Source organism: Nonomuraea sp. NPDC049129 (assembly GCF_040648495.1).
Taxonomy (GTDB): domain Bacteria; phylum Actinomycetota; class Actinomycetes; order Streptosporangiales; family Streptosporangiaceae; genus Nonomuraea.
Genome location: NZ_JBEZDU010000050.1, coordinates 20,309 through 35,545, shown reverse-complemented (window position 1 = coordinate 35,545; position 15,237 = coordinate 20,309). Strand labels below are relative to the sequence as shown.

At 69.3% G+C, this 15,237-nt stretch carries 12 protein-coding genes; 2 read left to right on the top strand and 10 right to left on the bottom strand.

The features are described 5' to 3' along the window. Positions 1–329 precede the first annotated feature (329 nt). Positions 330–3,071, bottom strand: a complete 2,742-nt coding sequence (locus tag AB0B64_RS59375) for a GH92 family glycosyl hydrolase (RefSeq protein WP_358205877.1) — start codon at positions 3,069–3,071, stop codon at positions 330–332. Positions 3,072–3,186: 115 nt separating this feature from the next. After that, complete coding sequence (locus AB0B64_RS59370; RefSeq protein WP_357955798.1) at positions 3,187–3,990, bottom strand: SAM-dependent methyltransferase; 804 nt, start codon at positions 3,988–3,990, stop codon at positions 3,187–3,189. A 318-nt stretch (positions 3,991–4,308) separates the two neighbouring features. Between AB0B64_RS59370 and AB0B64_RS59365 the strand changes: the two genes are divergently transcribed. After that, entirely contained in the window at positions 4,309–4,914 is a 606-nt protein-coding gene (locus AB0B64_RS59365) for a hypothetical protein (RefSeq protein ID WP_358205869.1), read from the top strand. A 64-nt stretch (positions 4,915–4,978) separates the two neighbouring features. Continuing rightward, entirely contained in the window at positions 4,979–5,905 is a 927-nt protein-coding gene (locus tag AB0B64_RS59360) for a 5'-nucleotidase (RefSeq protein ID WP_357955804.1), read from the top strand. 41 nt (positions 5,906–5,946) lie between these two features. On the opposite strand, the gene AB0B64_RS59355 is transcribed toward AB0B64_RS59360, so the two are convergent. From AB0B64_RS59355 to AB0B64_RS59320, 8 genes are all read right to left on the bottom strand, one after another. After that, positions 5,947–6,933, bottom strand: a complete 987-nt coding sequence (locus tag AB0B64_RS59355; protein ID WP_358205861.1) for a superoxide dismutase — start codon at positions 6,931–6,933, stop codon at positions 5,947–5,949. Between the two features lie 85 nt (positions 6,934–7,018). Then, positions 7,019–8,434: an L-fucose/L-arabinose isomerase family protein gene (locus AB0B64_RS59350; RefSeq protein WP_225297993.1), complete on the bottom strand. Its 1,416-nt coding sequence runs from the start codon at positions 8,432–8,434 to the stop codon at positions 7,019–7,021. A 121-nt stretch (positions 8,435–8,555) separates the two neighbouring features. Next, positions 8,556–10,598, bottom strand: a complete 2,043-nt coding sequence (locus AB0B64_RS59345) for a bifunctional aldolase/short-chain dehydrogenase (protein WP_358205855.1) — start codon at positions 10,596–10,598, stop codon at positions 8,556–8,558. Then, positions 10,598–11,743: an L-rhamnose isomerase gene (gene rhaI, locus AB0B64_RS59340; RefSeq protein WP_357955808.1), complete on the bottom strand. Its 1,146-nt coding sequence runs from the start codon at positions 11,741–11,743 to the stop codon at positions 10,598–10,600. The genes AB0B64_RS59345 and rhaI overlap by 1 nt, the downstream gene beginning before the upstream one ends. A gap of 28 nt (positions 11,744–11,771) precedes the next feature. Beyond that, positions 11,772–12,083, bottom strand: coding sequence for an L-rhamnose mutarotase (locus AB0B64_RS59335; RefSeq protein ID WP_357955810.1), 312 nt, complete (start codon positions 12,081–12,083; stop codon positions 11,772–11,774). Positions 12,084–12,181: 98 nt separating this feature from the next. After that, entirely contained in the window at positions 12,182–13,255 is a 1,074-nt protein-coding gene (gene rhaS, locus AB0B64_RS59330; protein ID WP_357955812.1) for a rhamnose ABC transporter substrate-binding protein, read from the bottom strand. Continuing rightward, entirely contained in the window at positions 13,252–14,208 is a 957-nt protein-coding gene (locus AB0B64_RS59325; protein WP_357955813.1) for an ABC transporter permease, read from the bottom strand. Before AB0B64_RS59325 ends, rhaS begins: the two co-directional genes overlap by 4 nt. Further along, positions 14,201–15,232, bottom strand: coding sequence for an ABC transporter permease (locus AB0B64_RS59320; RefSeq protein WP_358205844.1), 1,032 nt, complete (start codon positions 15,230–15,232; stop codon positions 14,201–14,203). The genes AB0B64_RS59325 and AB0B64_RS59320 overlap by 8 nt, the downstream gene beginning before the upstream one ends. Positions 15,233–15,237: the final 5 nt, after the last annotated feature.

The window sequence follows — 15,237 nt, the reverse complement described above, 5'->3', positions numbered from 1 at the left end:
CCGCCGAACTCGCAAACCCACCCGGGCGGCCCGCCGCGCCCGCCGCACCCGAACCGACCTGCACCCCCGACCGGCAGCACGCGACAGAGCCAAAAACCGCCCCACCCCGAAACGGCCCACCCGCACCTCAGCCAACCCACGAAACAACTCGACGACGTCCAGCCGTGTGCCCGACCGGCGCACGGTGCCCGCCCCACCGCCCACCGGCGGTGGACAGCGTCCGGCGGGCCATGCACCCAAGCCGGGACGGCACCAGCCGTACCGGACAGGGCATGCAAGGAATTCTCACCATCGGACCGGCTTCCACCACGCCAAAGCCACCCCCGTGCTCATGCACATCGAGCACAGGAACGGCCCAGGCCAGGCCACGCCCGTCCGAGTTGCCTGATTCCTTCAGGGAACCACAGAGAATTCAAGACGCTGTGGAAGTTGCCTGCCGTGCCCTTGGTCTCCGGGATCAGGTAGGGGCCGCCCGACACCGTGCGCGGGCCCGGCTCGGGCAGCTGCTCGGCGGGGAAGCTCCAGCCCTTGCCGTCCAGGTTGCCCTGGGACTTGGCGTTCGTGGTGGCGACGCCGTCCACGTCGTACTGGAGTTTCTGCGCGCAGGAGGAACCGGACGGCAGGCACGCGGCGGGCAGGTTCGGCATGGGGGTGCCGGCGGTGGGGACGTGGTCGATGGGGAGGTCGCCGGATCCGGTCGCCCACGAGGTGTTGGGGGTGGCGCCGACGTTCACCATGATGTCGCCGCCCTTGTTCAGCAGGGACTCGGGGAGCCAGGAGCGGGTGTGGGTCTTGCCGTTGACCTTCACGTCCTGGACGTAGACGGCCTCGGGGGCGGCCTGCGGGGCGCTGATCGTGATCGTCGTGCCGTTGCCGCGCTTGATCCACGTCTTGGGGAACATGGGGCTGGACAGCAGCATGTCGGCCCGGCTCGGCGTCTGGGGGTACATGCCGAGCGCGGCGAAGACGTACCAGGCGGACATGGTGCCGAGGTCGTCGTTGCCGGGCAGGCCGCCGGGGCCGGTCTTGTACACGAGGGAGGCCATCGCGCGTACCGTCTGCTGGGTCTTCCACGGTTGGGCCAGCGCGTTGTAGAGCCAGGGTACGTGGATGCCGGGCTCGTTGGTCGGGTCGTAGCGGAAGCCGTCGCCGCCGGTGGCCCACGTGCCGTCGGCGCGGTGGAAGAACGTGTCGAGCCGCTTGGCCGCCTGCTCCTTGCCGCCCATCGCGGCGGCCAGGCCGGCGACGTCGTGCTGGACCATCCAGGTGTAGGTGGCGCTGGTGCCCTGGGCGAATCCGGCGTCGGAGGTGGGCGAGAACGGCCACAGCCAGGTGCCGTCGGCCTTGCGTGCCTGCTGGTAGCCGCCCTCCTGGCCGGCCGACGGGTTGAACGTGTTGCGCCACCAGCCGGACCTGGGCATCAGCAGGTCGTGTTCGCGGTCGCGGCCGAGCCGTTGCGCCCAGTCCGCGAGTGCGAAGTCGGCGGTCGCGTCCTCGAGTGTCTCCGCCGCGCCGCCCCAGCAGTGGCAGGTGTCCTGGGGCGCGTAGCCGAGCCGCAGGTATTCGGCGAGGTTGGGGCGCTGGCCCACGCATTGTCCTGGGCAGCCCTTGTCGGACAGGCCGGACGGATGCGGCACGGTGGCCTGCTGGAACAGGGAGTCGAAGGCCGCGCGTGCGTCGAAGTTGCGTACGCCGAGCGCGTAGAAGCCCGCGAGCGCCGGGGCCGACGGGTCGCCGGTCATCACGTGGGTGGGGCCGTTGATGTGTACCCAGCGGTCCCAGACGCCGCCGTTCTGCCGCGCCAGGTTGTACAGGGATTGGGCGTAGTCGCCGGCGACCTGTGGTTCGAGCAGCGCCAGGAGTTGGGTGTGCGCGCGGTACTGGTCCCAGCCGGAGAAGTTGCCGTACTGGGCGCGCTGTCCGTGGGCGAGTCCGTGGACCTTCTGGTCGCTGCCGAGGTAGGTGCCCGCGACATCGCTGGTGACGTTGGGCTGCAGGTAGGAGTGGTACATCGCCGTGTAGAAGGTGGTCAGCAGATCCGCGGAGCCGCCGGACACCTCGATGGAGCGGAGCCGCTCGTTCCAGACGCGGGTGGCCCTGGCGGCCACGGACGTGACGTCGTCCCGCGCCGAGATCTCCTGGGTCAGGTTCCGCTTGGCCGCCGCGAGGCTGGTGTAGGAGATGCCGACCTTCATGCGGACATCGGTGTCGGCGAAGGTGACGTACCCGCCGGAGCCGCGGCCGGCGCGGTCGGCGCCGGTGGCGTAGCCCTCACCTCCGGCGGCCGTCGTGGTGCCGGGGCGCAGGTCGCCGTTCACCCAGGTGCCGGTGCCGGAGAAGGCGCGGTCGAAGGAGGCCGCGAAGTGCAGCCGGTAGTAGCTCTTGCGGTTGTTGACGCCGCCGTTGGCCCGGCGGCCGCAGAAGGCGCCGGTCAGCACCGAGCCGGTGACCGTACGGGTGGCGGGGTCGATCGTGATCTCGGCGTTCTCGCTGCCGTTGAGCGAGTTGGACACCCGGAACAGCAGGCTGGCGGGTGAGCCTTTGGGGAAGGTGAACTCGCCCATGCCCGCGCGGGTGGTGACCGCGAGGTCGGTCTTGACGCCGGAGTCCAGCGTGACCGTGTATCGGCCGGGCCGTGCGCTCTCGTTGTCGTGGATGAAGGAGCTCGCGTAGATCGCGTCTGTCGTGTCCGCGGTCGGTGAGGACGTGATCGGGCCGGCGAACGGCATGATCGGGACGTCGCCCGCGGCCCCCGGATGGCACCCCGCGCCGTTGACGTGGGTGAGCGCGAAGCCTCTCACGCGGGGGGTGTTGTAGGAGTAGCCGTTGGCGCCTGCGGCGTTGGTCTGGTCGCCCGCCGTGTTGGTCGGGCTCCACGAGATCATCCCGAACGGCAGGACGGCGCCGGGGTAGGTGTTGCCGCCGTTGGCCGATCCGATCAGCGGATCGACGTGGCGTACGGGATCGGTGACCTTGGCGGGAGAGGAGGTTGCGCCGGCCGGGACGGCGATGGCCGTACTGAGCACGGCGCCGATGAGCGCGGCGGCTAGCCACGAACGGGGAGAGAACACCTCGTGATCACACCGGCTCACACTAACCGAGCCATGAACGCTCACGTAAGCCTAGAAGTCCGGACAGATAATCCCGGGCGGAAGCACGGTGATGCGCTCATGCCGCGATCACGGGTTACGGCTTGCGGCCGACGCCCCCGTAGAGCCATCGCGTGGCCTCGGGGGCCAGGTCGTCCGGGTCGGGGTGCCAGGTGTCGATGGTGACCAGGCCAGGAGGCACCAGCTCGAATCCCTCGAAGAAGCGTGCGACCTCCGCGTGCTCACGGAAGTAGATCGGCGTCGGCGTGGCCGCGTAAACAGCCTCGATCGCGGCCACCGCATCCGCCAGGTGACCGTCGCGGGTGACGTGGGTCATCGTGAGATAGCTGCCGGACGGCAGGGAGTCGCGCAGCTGGGTCATGACCGCGTCCCGCTCGTCCATGGTCAGGAAGTGCACCATAGCGATCATCAGGACGCCTACCGGCTGGCTGAAGTCGAGGAGCTTGACGGTATGCGGGTGTTCGAGGACCTCGGCGGGGCGTCGCATGTCGGCGGCGGCCACGGTGGTGTTCTCGTCGGTCGCGAGCAGGGCGCGGCCGTGTTGCAGCACGACGGGGTCGTTGTCGACGTAGACGACACGGGCGTCGGGGATGATCTCCTGGGCGATCTCGTGCGTGTTGCCGACCGTGGGCAGGCCGGACCCGATGTCGATGAACTGCCGAATACCCTGCCTTGCCATGTGGCGTACCGCACGGCGCAGGAACGCCCGGTTCTCCAGGGCCAGCTGGCGGACCTCTGGCATGGCCTTCTCGACCCGGCGTACGGCTTCCCGGTCGATCTCGAAGTTGTCCTTGCCTCCCAAGTAGTAGTCGTACATCCGGGCGACGCTCGGCCTGGTGACGTCGATGCCGCTAGGTCCGCTTGCGCCGTGCTCCGTCATGAACGGCCTCCATCTCCTAGATCGTTTCCCTGAAATTAGCGCAAACACCGACAGAGCGCGCCAAGCGCTGGTCGACCGGCGAGTCCGCCGAAGCATATCGATCTTCTCGACCAGGACGCATAGGACATTGACCAATATCTTTACACAACACACGCGGACCTAGTCAGAAGCTTCAGCCGTCTCGCCGAGATCGTCAGGTCGATCCCACTCACCGCCCGCCGCCGTCGGCAGAACCGTCGAGACGGCCCGCTGTCCATTTCAGCGGCGTTCCGCTGTTCCAGAATGCGTCTGCCATCAGGGAAGATCTGAGCGCCGTCGTTGACCACGAAGTCTCTCCAGCGCGGCCGCGACCTCACGAACCTGCTCAGGCTGCCGGGTGCACCAATCGGAGACATCATCGAACCATCGGTTCCAAACGGAGCTGACAGCATCAGCGGTGATCTTCTCTCCACCACGCACGAGAGCGGTGAGATCACCCACCTCGGGGTCGTATTCGTCTTCAGGCGCCCCCATGCCCAGCAGCCCTTCGGGGTCGTATCGATTGATCAAAGCACGGACAGCCGCGGCTACCTGATCACCAGTCATGACCCCAGCATGTCCCAGCGCGGCCGAACTTCGGTGCGATCACCGTCGATCACGTCTCCACTCGATGACTCCACCGGTGAGGCAGCGGCCGCCATCGGGGACATCGCCACTTGGGGGCTGGCGCGCGAGAATGATCTCGATATAGTGTTCGATTTAATGGCTGATCGCATCCACAATTCTGTTGGTTTCGTGCCTGGTAGGGAAAGTGTGCTCGACTCCTATGTTGGCTTCGACATCCTCAACCGCCTTCGCGTGACGGCGCCCGGCCATCGTGATTCTGCGAAGGCGTGGACGATCAAGCCCGCGACACATGTCGCTTGTCCGCTACGAAGATCATGAGAAGGGAATGCCTGTGGGTTTATGGACTTCGGCAGGACGTCGTCTCGGGGGGCTGGTGGCCGTCGTGGCTCTGGTTCTCGGCGTCCTCGCCACGGGGGCACCAGCCGCCTCGGCCGCCACGACGAACGTGGTGAGCAAGCTGGACATCGTCTTCGAGCGCACCACCGCGTCGAAGTGCCCGGTCACCTTCGACGTCCACGGCTACTTCGAGGGGCTGCCCGCGGGCGCGCAGACGATCGAGTATCGCCTCGTCGGCGCCCAGGAGTGGAAGACGCTCGTCATACCCGCCGAACGCGGCGCCGTCTACCAGGCCGTGCTGGAGACCGTCACGTGGGAATGGGCGCCGGACTCGCGTGACTACGCGGTCCAGATCGAGATCAACCAGCCTGACGGCCTGCGGTCCAACGCCCTCTACTACTTCAAGTGCGGCACTCCGCCAGACGGGGAGACGTTCGGCGTCGCCGCCGAGGACATCACCCGCACGGCGAGCGGCGGCCCGCTGGCCGAGCTGGCGGCCGACGCGCAGCTCGAGTCGGTGCGGGCCAGGTCCGGCGCGCAGGTCGCGCTCGTCAACAGGTACGTCGTCAAAGCGGACCTGCCCGCCGGACCGATCGGCTTCGAGCAGTTGTGGAACGCGCAACCCGCCGGGCTGGCCATCAACGTGCAGACGATGACCGGCGGCCAGCTCAAGAAGCTGCTGGCCACACCCAACCCGGCGGGCACCGTGCTGACCCCGTCGGCCGGGCTGCGCTACACCCTCGGTAGCGGGAAGGTCCTGTCGATGACGCTCGACGGGGTTCCGGTGACCGCCACGCAGGAGATCAAGGTCGCGGGCGGCTGGAGCCTCATCGCCGGCTTCGACGGCTGGCCGCGCTGGGAGGGGACGACCACGTACACGAGCGGTGCCGACGACACCGGGGCGCTCGCGTCCTACCTGGTCGCCCATTCGCCGGTGACGGCGCCACTGGGCGACCGCGTCACCGTCCGCTAGCCAGGAGGCCTGGCCGTGCATCGGCAGCGCGCACGGCCAGGTCAGTGGTTGCGTGGGGCCGTGATCGCGTTCACCGTGTACGTGGTGTCGGGGGCGGGAGTCGTGGTGAAGCGGGCGTTGGGCAGGTAGAGCCGGTTGCCGAACGACGCCACGGTGCTGGGGACGTCGAAGCGCGGGTCCGTCAGCCGGTTCACGACCTGGCCGGACGAGCCGTCGGCGGTCAGGCGGATGACGGTGACCGTGTTGAGCCGATTCTGCACCACGTACAGTGTCCGGCCGTCCAGCAGCAGGCCGTCGCCGTTGACCAGGGACTCGCCGCCCAGGTTCACCTCCGTGGTGACGCCGGTGGCGGGGTCGGTCTTGAAGAGCTTGCCGACGTTGGACTGGACGATGAGCAGGCTCTCGCGGTCGGGGGTCGGGGCTATGCCGTTGGCGTTGTTGCCGGTCGTGTACTGGATGGCGCCCGTGAGCGGCACCGATACCGCCTGGTCGGGCAGTGCGCCGTGCCGGCCGAGCGGCACCTTGTACAGGACGGGGTTGGTGGAGTCGGTGAACCAGGCCGCGTCCCGCGTGAGCACGACGTCGTTGACGAACGACGCCCCGGTGGCCAGCGGGTACGACTTGAGCACCGCTCCGGTACGGACGTCGATCACCCGGGCGTTCCCGGCGGTGCCACCGGAGACGAACAGGCGGTTACGCGAGTCGAGCTTGAGCCCGACCGAAGGGGTGCCGGGGCCCTTGCTGACGACGGCGCCCTGGCCGGTGCGCAGGTCGGCGCGGTAGATGTCGCCGTTCGCCAGGGAGCCGAGGTAGGCCACGGGCCGGCTGCCGATCGCTATCCCCTCCGGCCGGAAGCCCTTGGGGAGCGCGATCGTGTCAGGCAGTGTCGTAGCGTTAGGCCGCGTCATTGTGTCAGGCCGTGTGGCCGCCTGCGCCATCGCGCCGGGCGGCGTGGCCGCCGACGCGGGCGTGCCGGGCAAGGTGGCGAGCAGGGCGCAGAGCGCGGTCGTGAGGATCGCTGATCTCATGCGGCCCACGATGCCCTCGCCCCCCAGCCCGGCAAAGGCCCAAAGAGCCGGTTCACAGCTATTTCTGAGGAAATAATGCGAAATGTCAGACTTCGACTACTTCCACGCCCATGAGGTCGGCCAGAGCACGCAGTTCGGCGGCGCGGTGGCCAGTACCGAGGGACCAGTGGTGGGAGATGCCGGTGGCGCTCCAGTCGTCCGTCCACTCCCCCGGATCGCGGCCGAAGTCGACGCGCGACGTGGTGTTGCCGATCTTGAGGTGCGGCCCGTCCACGGTCTCACCCTCCGACACGGCGAAGCCGAACCGCCCGTCACGCCGCTGGAGCAGCCCGAACGCCGTCACCGGCCCGTGCGCCACGTCGAACTCGACCGACACGCCCCACCCGCGCTTGCCATGGAAGACGCCCAGGCCGCGCAGCAGTGGCTTGCGCGAGCTGATCGCCAGGTGGGCGGGCCCGTCGTGGCCCATCTCGACATGGCCGCGCAGGAAGTCGAGCGCCTGCAGCTCGGTGAACGAGCCGCCGCCGCCCAGCCGGTCCATGATCAGCATGGCCAGCGAGGTCCGCAGCTCGTACTCCCCCGCCGCCGGGACGCCCCGCGCGGTGAGCAGTGACGAGCCGAGGATCATGCCCGCGCCGAGCCGTTCGTGGATCTCGCCGTCGAGCCCGCGGTGGTAGTAGGCGAGGCTGTCCAGCTCGAAGTCGGCCACCAGCTGGTCCAGCCCGGCCGAGACGCGGGCCGCCCACTCGAAGTCCTCGGGCACGACCGTGTCGGCCAGCTCGAACACCTCCCGCGCGAGCTCCATCCGCTCCTTGACCTGGGTGTCGGTGACCTTCTCGACGCGTACGCGCAGGTCGTCGAACTCCAGCACCTCCACGTGCCCGCCCAGATTGACCGGCACCAGCGTCAGGTCGGTGGCGACGTCGAGCATGCCCGGGTAGAGGTGGCCCATCAGCCCGTGCCGCCCGTCGCGCAGCGTGGCCCGTACGCCCGCCGCCTTCACCCACCGCTCGATCCGCGCCCAGGCCCGCTCGTCCTCCAGGTAGCCGGACACCGATCGGAACGGGATCCCGGCCCTGGTGAAGGTGTTGGCCATCTCCGGCAGCGGGCACGCGCCGCAGTAGGCCAGCCACTGCCCGGTGTCGAACGTCTCGTGGTCCATCGACTCCGACGGCTGCAGGTTGATCAGCAGCACCGGAGCGCCGCTGCGCTGGGCGATCGGCAGCAGCATGGTGGCGGTCATGTAGGTGGTGAGGAAGCCGACGATCAGGTCGCAGCCCGCCTCCCGCAGCCGTTCGGCCGCGGCCGCGCCCTGCTGGGCGTCGGAGATGAAGCCGACGTCGACCACTTCGCAGCCGAGCGTGCCCATGCGCTCGGAGACGCGCGCGGACGAGCGCTCCAGCTGGGGCAGGAGGTCGGGGAACTGCGGCCAATACGCGCCGAGCCCGCCCGCCACGAGCCCGACCTTGGTGGGCCGCGCGGGGATCCGTTCGAGCGTCATGTCTTCTTGATCTCCTCTTCCGGTCTTTCGGTCGTGGGCGGGGTATGCCGCCGTGACAGGTCGGGGCTTCGGCGGGAATGCGCCCCCAGAGCGAAGGGGGCGCATTCCCGGCGTACGAGCGTCAGCGCAGGAAGGCGGCGGCCACTCCCGCGTCGACCGGGATGTGCAGCCCGGTCGTCAGCGACAGTTCCCCGCCCGTGAGCGCGAACACCGCCGCGGCCACGTGCTCCGGCAGTACCTCCTGCTTGAGCAGCGTGCGCTGGGCGTAGAACTCGCCCAGGCGCTCCTCCTCGACCCCGTAGACGGCCGCCCGGTTGGCGCCCCAGCCGGAGGCGAAGATCCCCGAGCCGCGTACGACGCCGTCGGGGTTGACGCCGTTGACCCGGATGCCGTGCGGGCCCAGCTCGGCCGCGAGCAGGCGTACCTGGTGGGCCTGGTCGGCCTTGGCCGCGCCGTAGGCGACGTTGTTCGGCCCGGCGAAGACGGCGTTCTTGGAGGAGATGTAGACGATGTCGCCGCCCATGTCCTGGCTCAGCAGGACCCGCGCGGCCTCCCTGGAGACCAGGAACGAGCCGCGGGCCATCACGTCGTGCTGCAGGTTCCAGTCGTCGAGCGTGGTCTCCAGCAGCGAGCGCGACAGGGACAGGCCTGCGTTGTTGACCACCAGGTCGACGCCGCCGAAGGCGAGGACCGCCTGGCGTACCGCCTCGGCGATCTGCTCCTCGGACGTCACGTCCACGCCCACGGCGATCGCGACGTCCTGCGGCCGGTAGGCGGCGCCGCCGAGCTCGGCGGCCACCTTGTCCGCGGCGCCCAGGTCGCGGTCGGCCACCACCACGCACGCGCCCTCGGCCGCCAGCCGCCTGGCGGTGGCGGCGCCGATGCCGGAGCCGCCGCCGGTCACGAACGCGACGCGCCCGGCCAGCCGCTTGGGCGCGGGCAGGCGGCGCAGCTTGGCCTCCTCCAGCTCCCAGTACTCGATGCGGAACTTCTCCGACTCCTCGATCGGCTGGTAGCTGGACAGCGCCTCGGCGCCGCGCATCACGTTGATCGCGTTGACGTAGAACTCCCCGGCCACCCGGGCGGTCTGCTTGTCCTTGCCGAAGCTGAACATGCCGACCCCGGGCACCAGCACGATCGCCGGGTCGGCGCCGCGCATCGGGGGCGAGTCGGGGGCCGCGTGGCGCTGGTAGTAGGCGGCGTAGTCCGCGCGGTACTGGGTGTGCAGCTCGCCCAGCCGGGTCAGGACGTCCGCGAGCGGCGCGTCCGGCGGCAGGTCCACGACGAGCGGGGCGACCTTGGTGCGCAGGAAGTGGTCGGGGCAGGAGGTGCCGAGCGCGGCGAGCCTCGGGTGCTCGGCGCGGGCCAGGAAGTCGAGCACCTCGGGCGAGTCGGTGTAGTGGCCGACCTGGCGGGCGTCGGTGCTGGCCAGGCCGCGGATCGCGGGGAAGAGCTCGGCCGCGCGCCGGTGCCTGGCCTCCTCCGGCAGGGGTTCGTGGACGACGGCGCCGAACGGGTCCGGGCGGCCGTGGTCGGCGATGTACTGCTCGGCGGTACGGATGATCTCCAGGGAGTTCGCCTGGCACTCGGCGCTCGTCTCGCCCCAGGCGGTGATGCCGTGGCCGCCCAGGATGCAGCCGATGGCCTGCGGGTTCGCGGCCTTGATCGCGGAGATGTCGAGGCCGAGCTGGAAGCCGGGCCGCCGCCACGGCACCCAGACGACCCGGTCGCCGAAGATGCGCGCGGTCAGCTCGGGGCCGTCGGCGGCGGTGGCGATCGCGATGCCGGAGTCGGGGTGGAGGTGGTCGACGTGGGCGGAGTCGACCAGGGCGTGCATGGCGGTGTCGATCGACGGTGCGGCGCCGCCCTTGCCGTGCAGGCAGAAGTCGAAGGCCGCCACCATCTCGTCCTCGCGCTCCTCGCCCGGGTAGACGCCGGTCAGCGCCCTGAACCGGTCCAGGCGCAGGACGGCCAGGCCGCCGGCGGTGAGCGTGCCCAGGTCACCGCCGGAGCCCTTCACCCAGAGCAGCTCCACGTCCTGGCCCGTGACCGGGTCGTTCTCGGTGCCCTTGGCGGAGGCGTTGCCGCCGGCGAAGTTGGTGTTGCGCGGATCGGAGCCGAGCGTGTGCGCTCTTTCGAGCAGTTCGTTCATGGCGTCAGACATCAGGCCCCCCAGCCTGCCTGGTTACCGCCGACACGGTCGGCGGCGATCTTCTCGAAGTATCCGGACTTGGCGTAAGCGGCCATCGGGTCGGGCGCGAGCCCCATCTCCTCCCGCAGCTCACCGAGCAGCGGGCGGACATCGGTGTTGTAGGCGTCCATGAGCACGGCGTTGGCGCCCAGCACGTCACCTTCCCGCTGGGCGGCGGCCAGCGCGTCGCGGTCGACGAGCAGCGCCTTGGCGGTGGCCTCCTGGACGTTCATCACCGAGCGGATCTGGCCGGGGATCTTGGGCTCGATGTTGTGGCACTGGTCCAGCATGAACGCGGTCTCGTTGGTGTACCCACCACCGCCGATGACCTCGAACATGATGCGGAACAACTGGAACGGGTCCGCCGCGCCGACCATCAGATCGTCGTCGGCGTAGAAGCGCGAGTTGAAGTCGAAGCCGCCGAGCTTGCCCTCACGCAGCAGGAACGCCACGATGAACTCGATGTTGGTGCCGGGCGCGTGGTGCCCGGTGTCGACCACGACCTGCGCCTTGTCGCCGAGCTTGAGGCAGTGCGCGTAGGCGGTGCCCCAGTCGGGCAGGTCGGTCATGTAGAAGGCGGGCTCGAACAGCTTGTACTCCAGCAGGAAGCGCTGCTCCTCACCGAGCCGCTCGTAGACCGCGGCAAGGGCTTCGGCGAGCCGGTCCTGACGGGCCCTGATGTCGTCCTGGCCCGGGTAGTTGGTGCCGTCGGAGAACCACAGCTTGAGCGTGTCGGACCCGGTGGCGTCCATGATGTCGACGCAGTCGAGCAGGTGCTGGAGCGCCTTGCGCCGCACCGCCGGGTCGGGGTGGGTGACGCTGCCGAGCTTGTAGTCGTCGTCCTGGAAGACGTTGGAGTTGATGGCCCCGATGGTCACCCCCTGCTCGGTCGCGTGCCGCGCGAGGTCGGCGTAGTCGTCGACCTTGTCCCACGGGATGTGCAACGCCACGGTCGGCGCGACGCCGGTGTAGCGGTGCACCTGGGCCGCGTCGGCCAGCTTCTCGTACGGGTCGCGCGGCACACCCTGCTGGGCGAACACCTTGAACCTCGTACCGGAGTTGCCGTACGCCCAGGACGGCGTCTCGATGCGCTGCTGCCGCAGCTGATCCTTGATCATCTTTTTTCCCCAGATTTCGAGCAAGATTTCAAGCCAGGTGGAAGACTTCGGCCAGCGTGAGCAGCCCCTCGTCGGGCCGTCCGGCCTCGAAGAAGGGAGCCATCTCCGCCTGCCAGCGCGCGTTGACACCGGTCTCGGCCATCGCCTGCTGAGCCGCCTTGAAGTCGTCGGTCTCCAGATAGCCCACCAGCAGTCCGTCGTCGCTCAGGAACAACGAGTAGTTACGCCACCCGGCCTTCGTCAGCGCTTCGAGCATCTCCGGCCAGACGGCCTGGTGCCGCTCGGTGTATTCGTCGAGCCGCTCGGGCCGGACTCTCAACACAAAACAAACCCGCTCCATAACCAACCTCCTCTCATATCCACCCCGCACGGACCCTCGCGGCGCCGGGGGGTCCGGCGCCCAGGACGGCGCCGGACCTACTAGGAATCAAAAATCCGTCAGTAGTCGAACTGGTCGATGTTCGCCGCGTCGAACGTGAACGGCGGGCCCAGGATGACCTCGCCCTGCTTGCCGATCGTCCGCTCGCCCAGCTTGCCCGCCTTGAACGTCTCCCCCTCGGCCCCGGTGATCTGCCCCGACACCAGCGCGGCGGCGGCGTAGGAGGCCAGGTAGCCGAGGTCCTTCGGGTTCCACAGCGCGAACTTCTCCACGGTCTTGTCCTTGACGAACTGCCGCATCTGGTTCGGCGTCCCGAGCCCCGTGAGCACGACCTTGCCCTTGTACTTGGAGCCGGAGATGTACCGGGCCGCGGCCGAGATGCCGACCGTGGTCGGGGAGATGATCCCCTTCAGGTTCGGGTACGCCTGCAGCAGGCCCTGCGTCTGGGTGAACGACTTCTGGTCGTCGTCGTCGCCGTAGGCCACCTTGACCAGCTTCATGTCCTTGTACTCGGGCTTGCCGAGCTCGTCCTTCATGAACTTGATCCAGGTGTTCTGGTTCGTGGCGTTCGCGGTGGCCGACAGGATGGCGATGTCGCCCTTGTTGCCGATCATCCCGGCGAGTAGTTTGACCTGGCTGCGGCCGACCTCCTCCGAGCTGGCCTGGTTGATGAACAGGTCACGGCACTCCGGGGCGGCGTCCGAGTCGTACGCGACGATCTTGATGCCTTTGGCGCGGGCCTGCTGGAGCGGCCCGCAGACGGCGTTGGCGTCGTTGGCGGCGATGAGGATCGCGTCATGGCCCTGCTGGGTGAGCGTGTTGATGTAGGAGATCTGTGACGAGGCGGAGGCGTCGGACGGGCCGACCTCCTTGGCCTCGCCCTGATACTCCTTGGCCGCCTCGATGCCGGCGTTGTCGACGATCGTCTCGTAGGGGTTGTTGATCGCCTTGGGCAGGAAGGCGAGCTTCAGTCCCTGCTTGATCGGGGCGTTCGGGTCGGCCTTGGCGGCGGCGGAAGAGGAGGCGGGCGCCGGCGCGGGCGCGGAGGTCACGTTCGACTTGGTCGTACCGCTGCAAGCCGCCACGCCAAGAGCAAGCAGCGCGGTCACAGCGGTCAGGCGCATCGGGGTCATGGGGATCCTTTCAGAGCTGGCCTGACGAGCGAGACGAGACGGGGGGTGAGCACCGAGACGATGAGCAGCAGTCCAGTGACGATCGACTGGATCTCGGTCGAGACGTCGCCGAGCATGAGCAGATTGCGCAGCAACCCGATGAGCAGCACACCGGCGATGACGCCGCCGAGCGTGCCCTTGCCGCCGTCGAAGTCGACGCCGCCCAGGAGGACGGCCGCGATGACGGCGAGTTCGATGCCCACGCCGTTGTCGGCGCGGGCGGAGCCGTACCTGAGCGTGAAGACGACGCCGGCGAAGGCGGCGACGGTGCCGGAGATGACGAAGAGCAGCAGTTTGATGCGCTTGACCCGGATCCCGGCGAAGAACGCGGCCTGCTCCTGCGCGCCGATCGCGTACAGCGCCCGGCCGAAGCCGGTGGCGTGCAGGACCACGCCCACGATGGCGGCGAGCAGGACGAACACCGCTATCGGATAGGGAATGGGTGTTCCGGGTACGTCGTCGACGGCGAGCGCGGTGTAGCTCGGCGGGAACTGGGCGACCGCCCGGTCCCCGAGCACGACGTAGGCGAGGCCGCGGTAGAGGGCGAGCGTGCCGATCGTGACGGCCAGCGACGGCAGCCCGAGCCGGGTCACCAGCAGGCCGTTGACCAGCCCGCACACGGCCCCGGTCAGTACGGCGATCGGGATGATCACCTCGATGGCCATGCCGCCGTCCCACAGCGAGCCGACCAGCGCGCTGGAGAGCCCGAGCACCGAGGCGACCGACAGGTCCACCTCGGCGGCCACCACCAGCATGGTCATGGCCAGCGCGATGAGCGCGATCTCGCCCAGGTCCCCGAGCGCGAACGACAGGTTGTCGACGGTCGCGAAGCCGGGCGAGGTGAGCGAACCGGCCGCGAACACGGCGATCAGGAGCGCGCCGACCAGCACGTCCCAGCGCAAGACCTTAGCCATGACGGCTCCTGTTCCTGAGCAGGCGGGCCAGTCTGAGGGCGAGCACCCGGTCGACGCTGATCGCCAGCAGGAGCAGCGCGCCGGTGATGGCCTGCTGCCAGAACGGGTTGACCCGGAGCACGACCAGCGCGCTGCCGATCGTGGTGAGCAGGAGCGCGCCGAGCGCCGCGCCGTACACGCTGCCGACGCCGCCGGTGATCGCGACGCCGCCGACCACGACCGCGCTGACCACGAGCAGTTCCCAGCCGTGCGCGGAGTCGGCGATGACCGTGCCGAACCTGGCCAGCCAGAGCACCCCCGCCAGTCCCGCGAGGCAGCCGCTGACCAGGTAGGCGAGCAGGATCCGCCGCCTGACGGGCACGCCCGCGAGCCGGGCGGCCTCCGGGCTGGAGCCGATCGCGTAGAACTCCCGGCCGCTCGGGTACGACCGCAGGTAGTAACCGATCAACACCATGATCACGAGCGTGATGAGCGGCAGGTACGGCACCCCGAGCACCGAGCCGTTGCCCAGCGACAGCAGCCCCGGCGGCAGGTTGACCGCGTTGATCTGCCGCCCGTGGGCGATGTAGTGGTCGATGCCCTGGATCACGTAGAGGGTGCCGAGCGTCACCACCAGGGCGGGGACCCGGCAGGAGCTGACCAGCAGGCCGTTGATCAGCCCGCAGGCCGCGCCGATCGCCACCCCGAGCAGGACGGCGGGCAGGATGCCCATGCCGCCGGCCAGCTGGTCGCCGGTCACGAAGGCGACCAGCCCCACCACCGAGCCGACGGACAGGTCGAGGTTGCGGGTGATCACCACCATGGACTGGCCGACGGCCAGCAGCGCGAGGGTGGCGGTGTTGAGCAGGATGTCCTCGATGCCCTGCCCGGACAGGAAGTTGCCGTTGACGCTGGCCGTGACGCCGACCAGCGCGGCCAGCGCGATGACCAGGCTCAGCTCGCGGGCGCGGAACACCAGGTCGACGAGGCCGCGGGCGCTGCGCGCGGGCGTCGTCTGCTCGGGTGGCGCGGTGGCGGTCGTCACGCGGC

Bases quoted from the DNA above. Each gene is read 5' to 3' on its own strand.
- rhaS (WP_357955812.1), bottom strand. From the start codon at position 13,255: ATGACCCCGATGCGCCTGACCGCTGTGACCGCGCTGCTTGCTCTTGGC.
- AB0B64_RS59350 (WP_225297993.1), bottom strand. From the start codon at position 8,434: ATGACGCTCGAACGGATCCCCGCGCGGCCCACCAAGGTCGGGCTCGTG.
- AB0B64_RS59370 (WP_357955798.1), bottom strand. From the start codon at position 3,990: ATGACGGAGCACGGCGCAAGCGGACCTAGCGGCATCGACGTCACCAGG.
- AB0B64_RS59345 (WP_358205855.1), bottom strand. From the start codon at position 10,598: ATGTCTGACGCCATGAACGAACTGCTCGAAAGAGCGCACACGCTCGGC.
- AB0B64_RS59325 (WP_357955813.1), bottom strand. From the start codon at position 14,208: ATGGCTAAGGTCTTGCGCTGGGACGTGCTGGTCGGCGCGCTCCTGATC.
- AB0B64_RS59355 (WP_358205861.1), bottom strand. From the start codon at position 6,933: ATGAGATCAGCGATCCTCACGACCGCGCTCTGCGCCCTGCTCGCCACC.
- rhaI (WP_357955808.1), bottom strand. From the start codon at position 11,743: ATGATCAAGGATCAGCTGCGGCAGCAGCGCATCGAGACGCCGTCCTGG.
- AB0B64_RS59335 (WP_357955810.1), bottom strand. From the start codon at position 12,083: ATGGAGCGGGTTTGTTTTGTGTTGAGAGTCCGGCCCGAGCGGCTCGAC.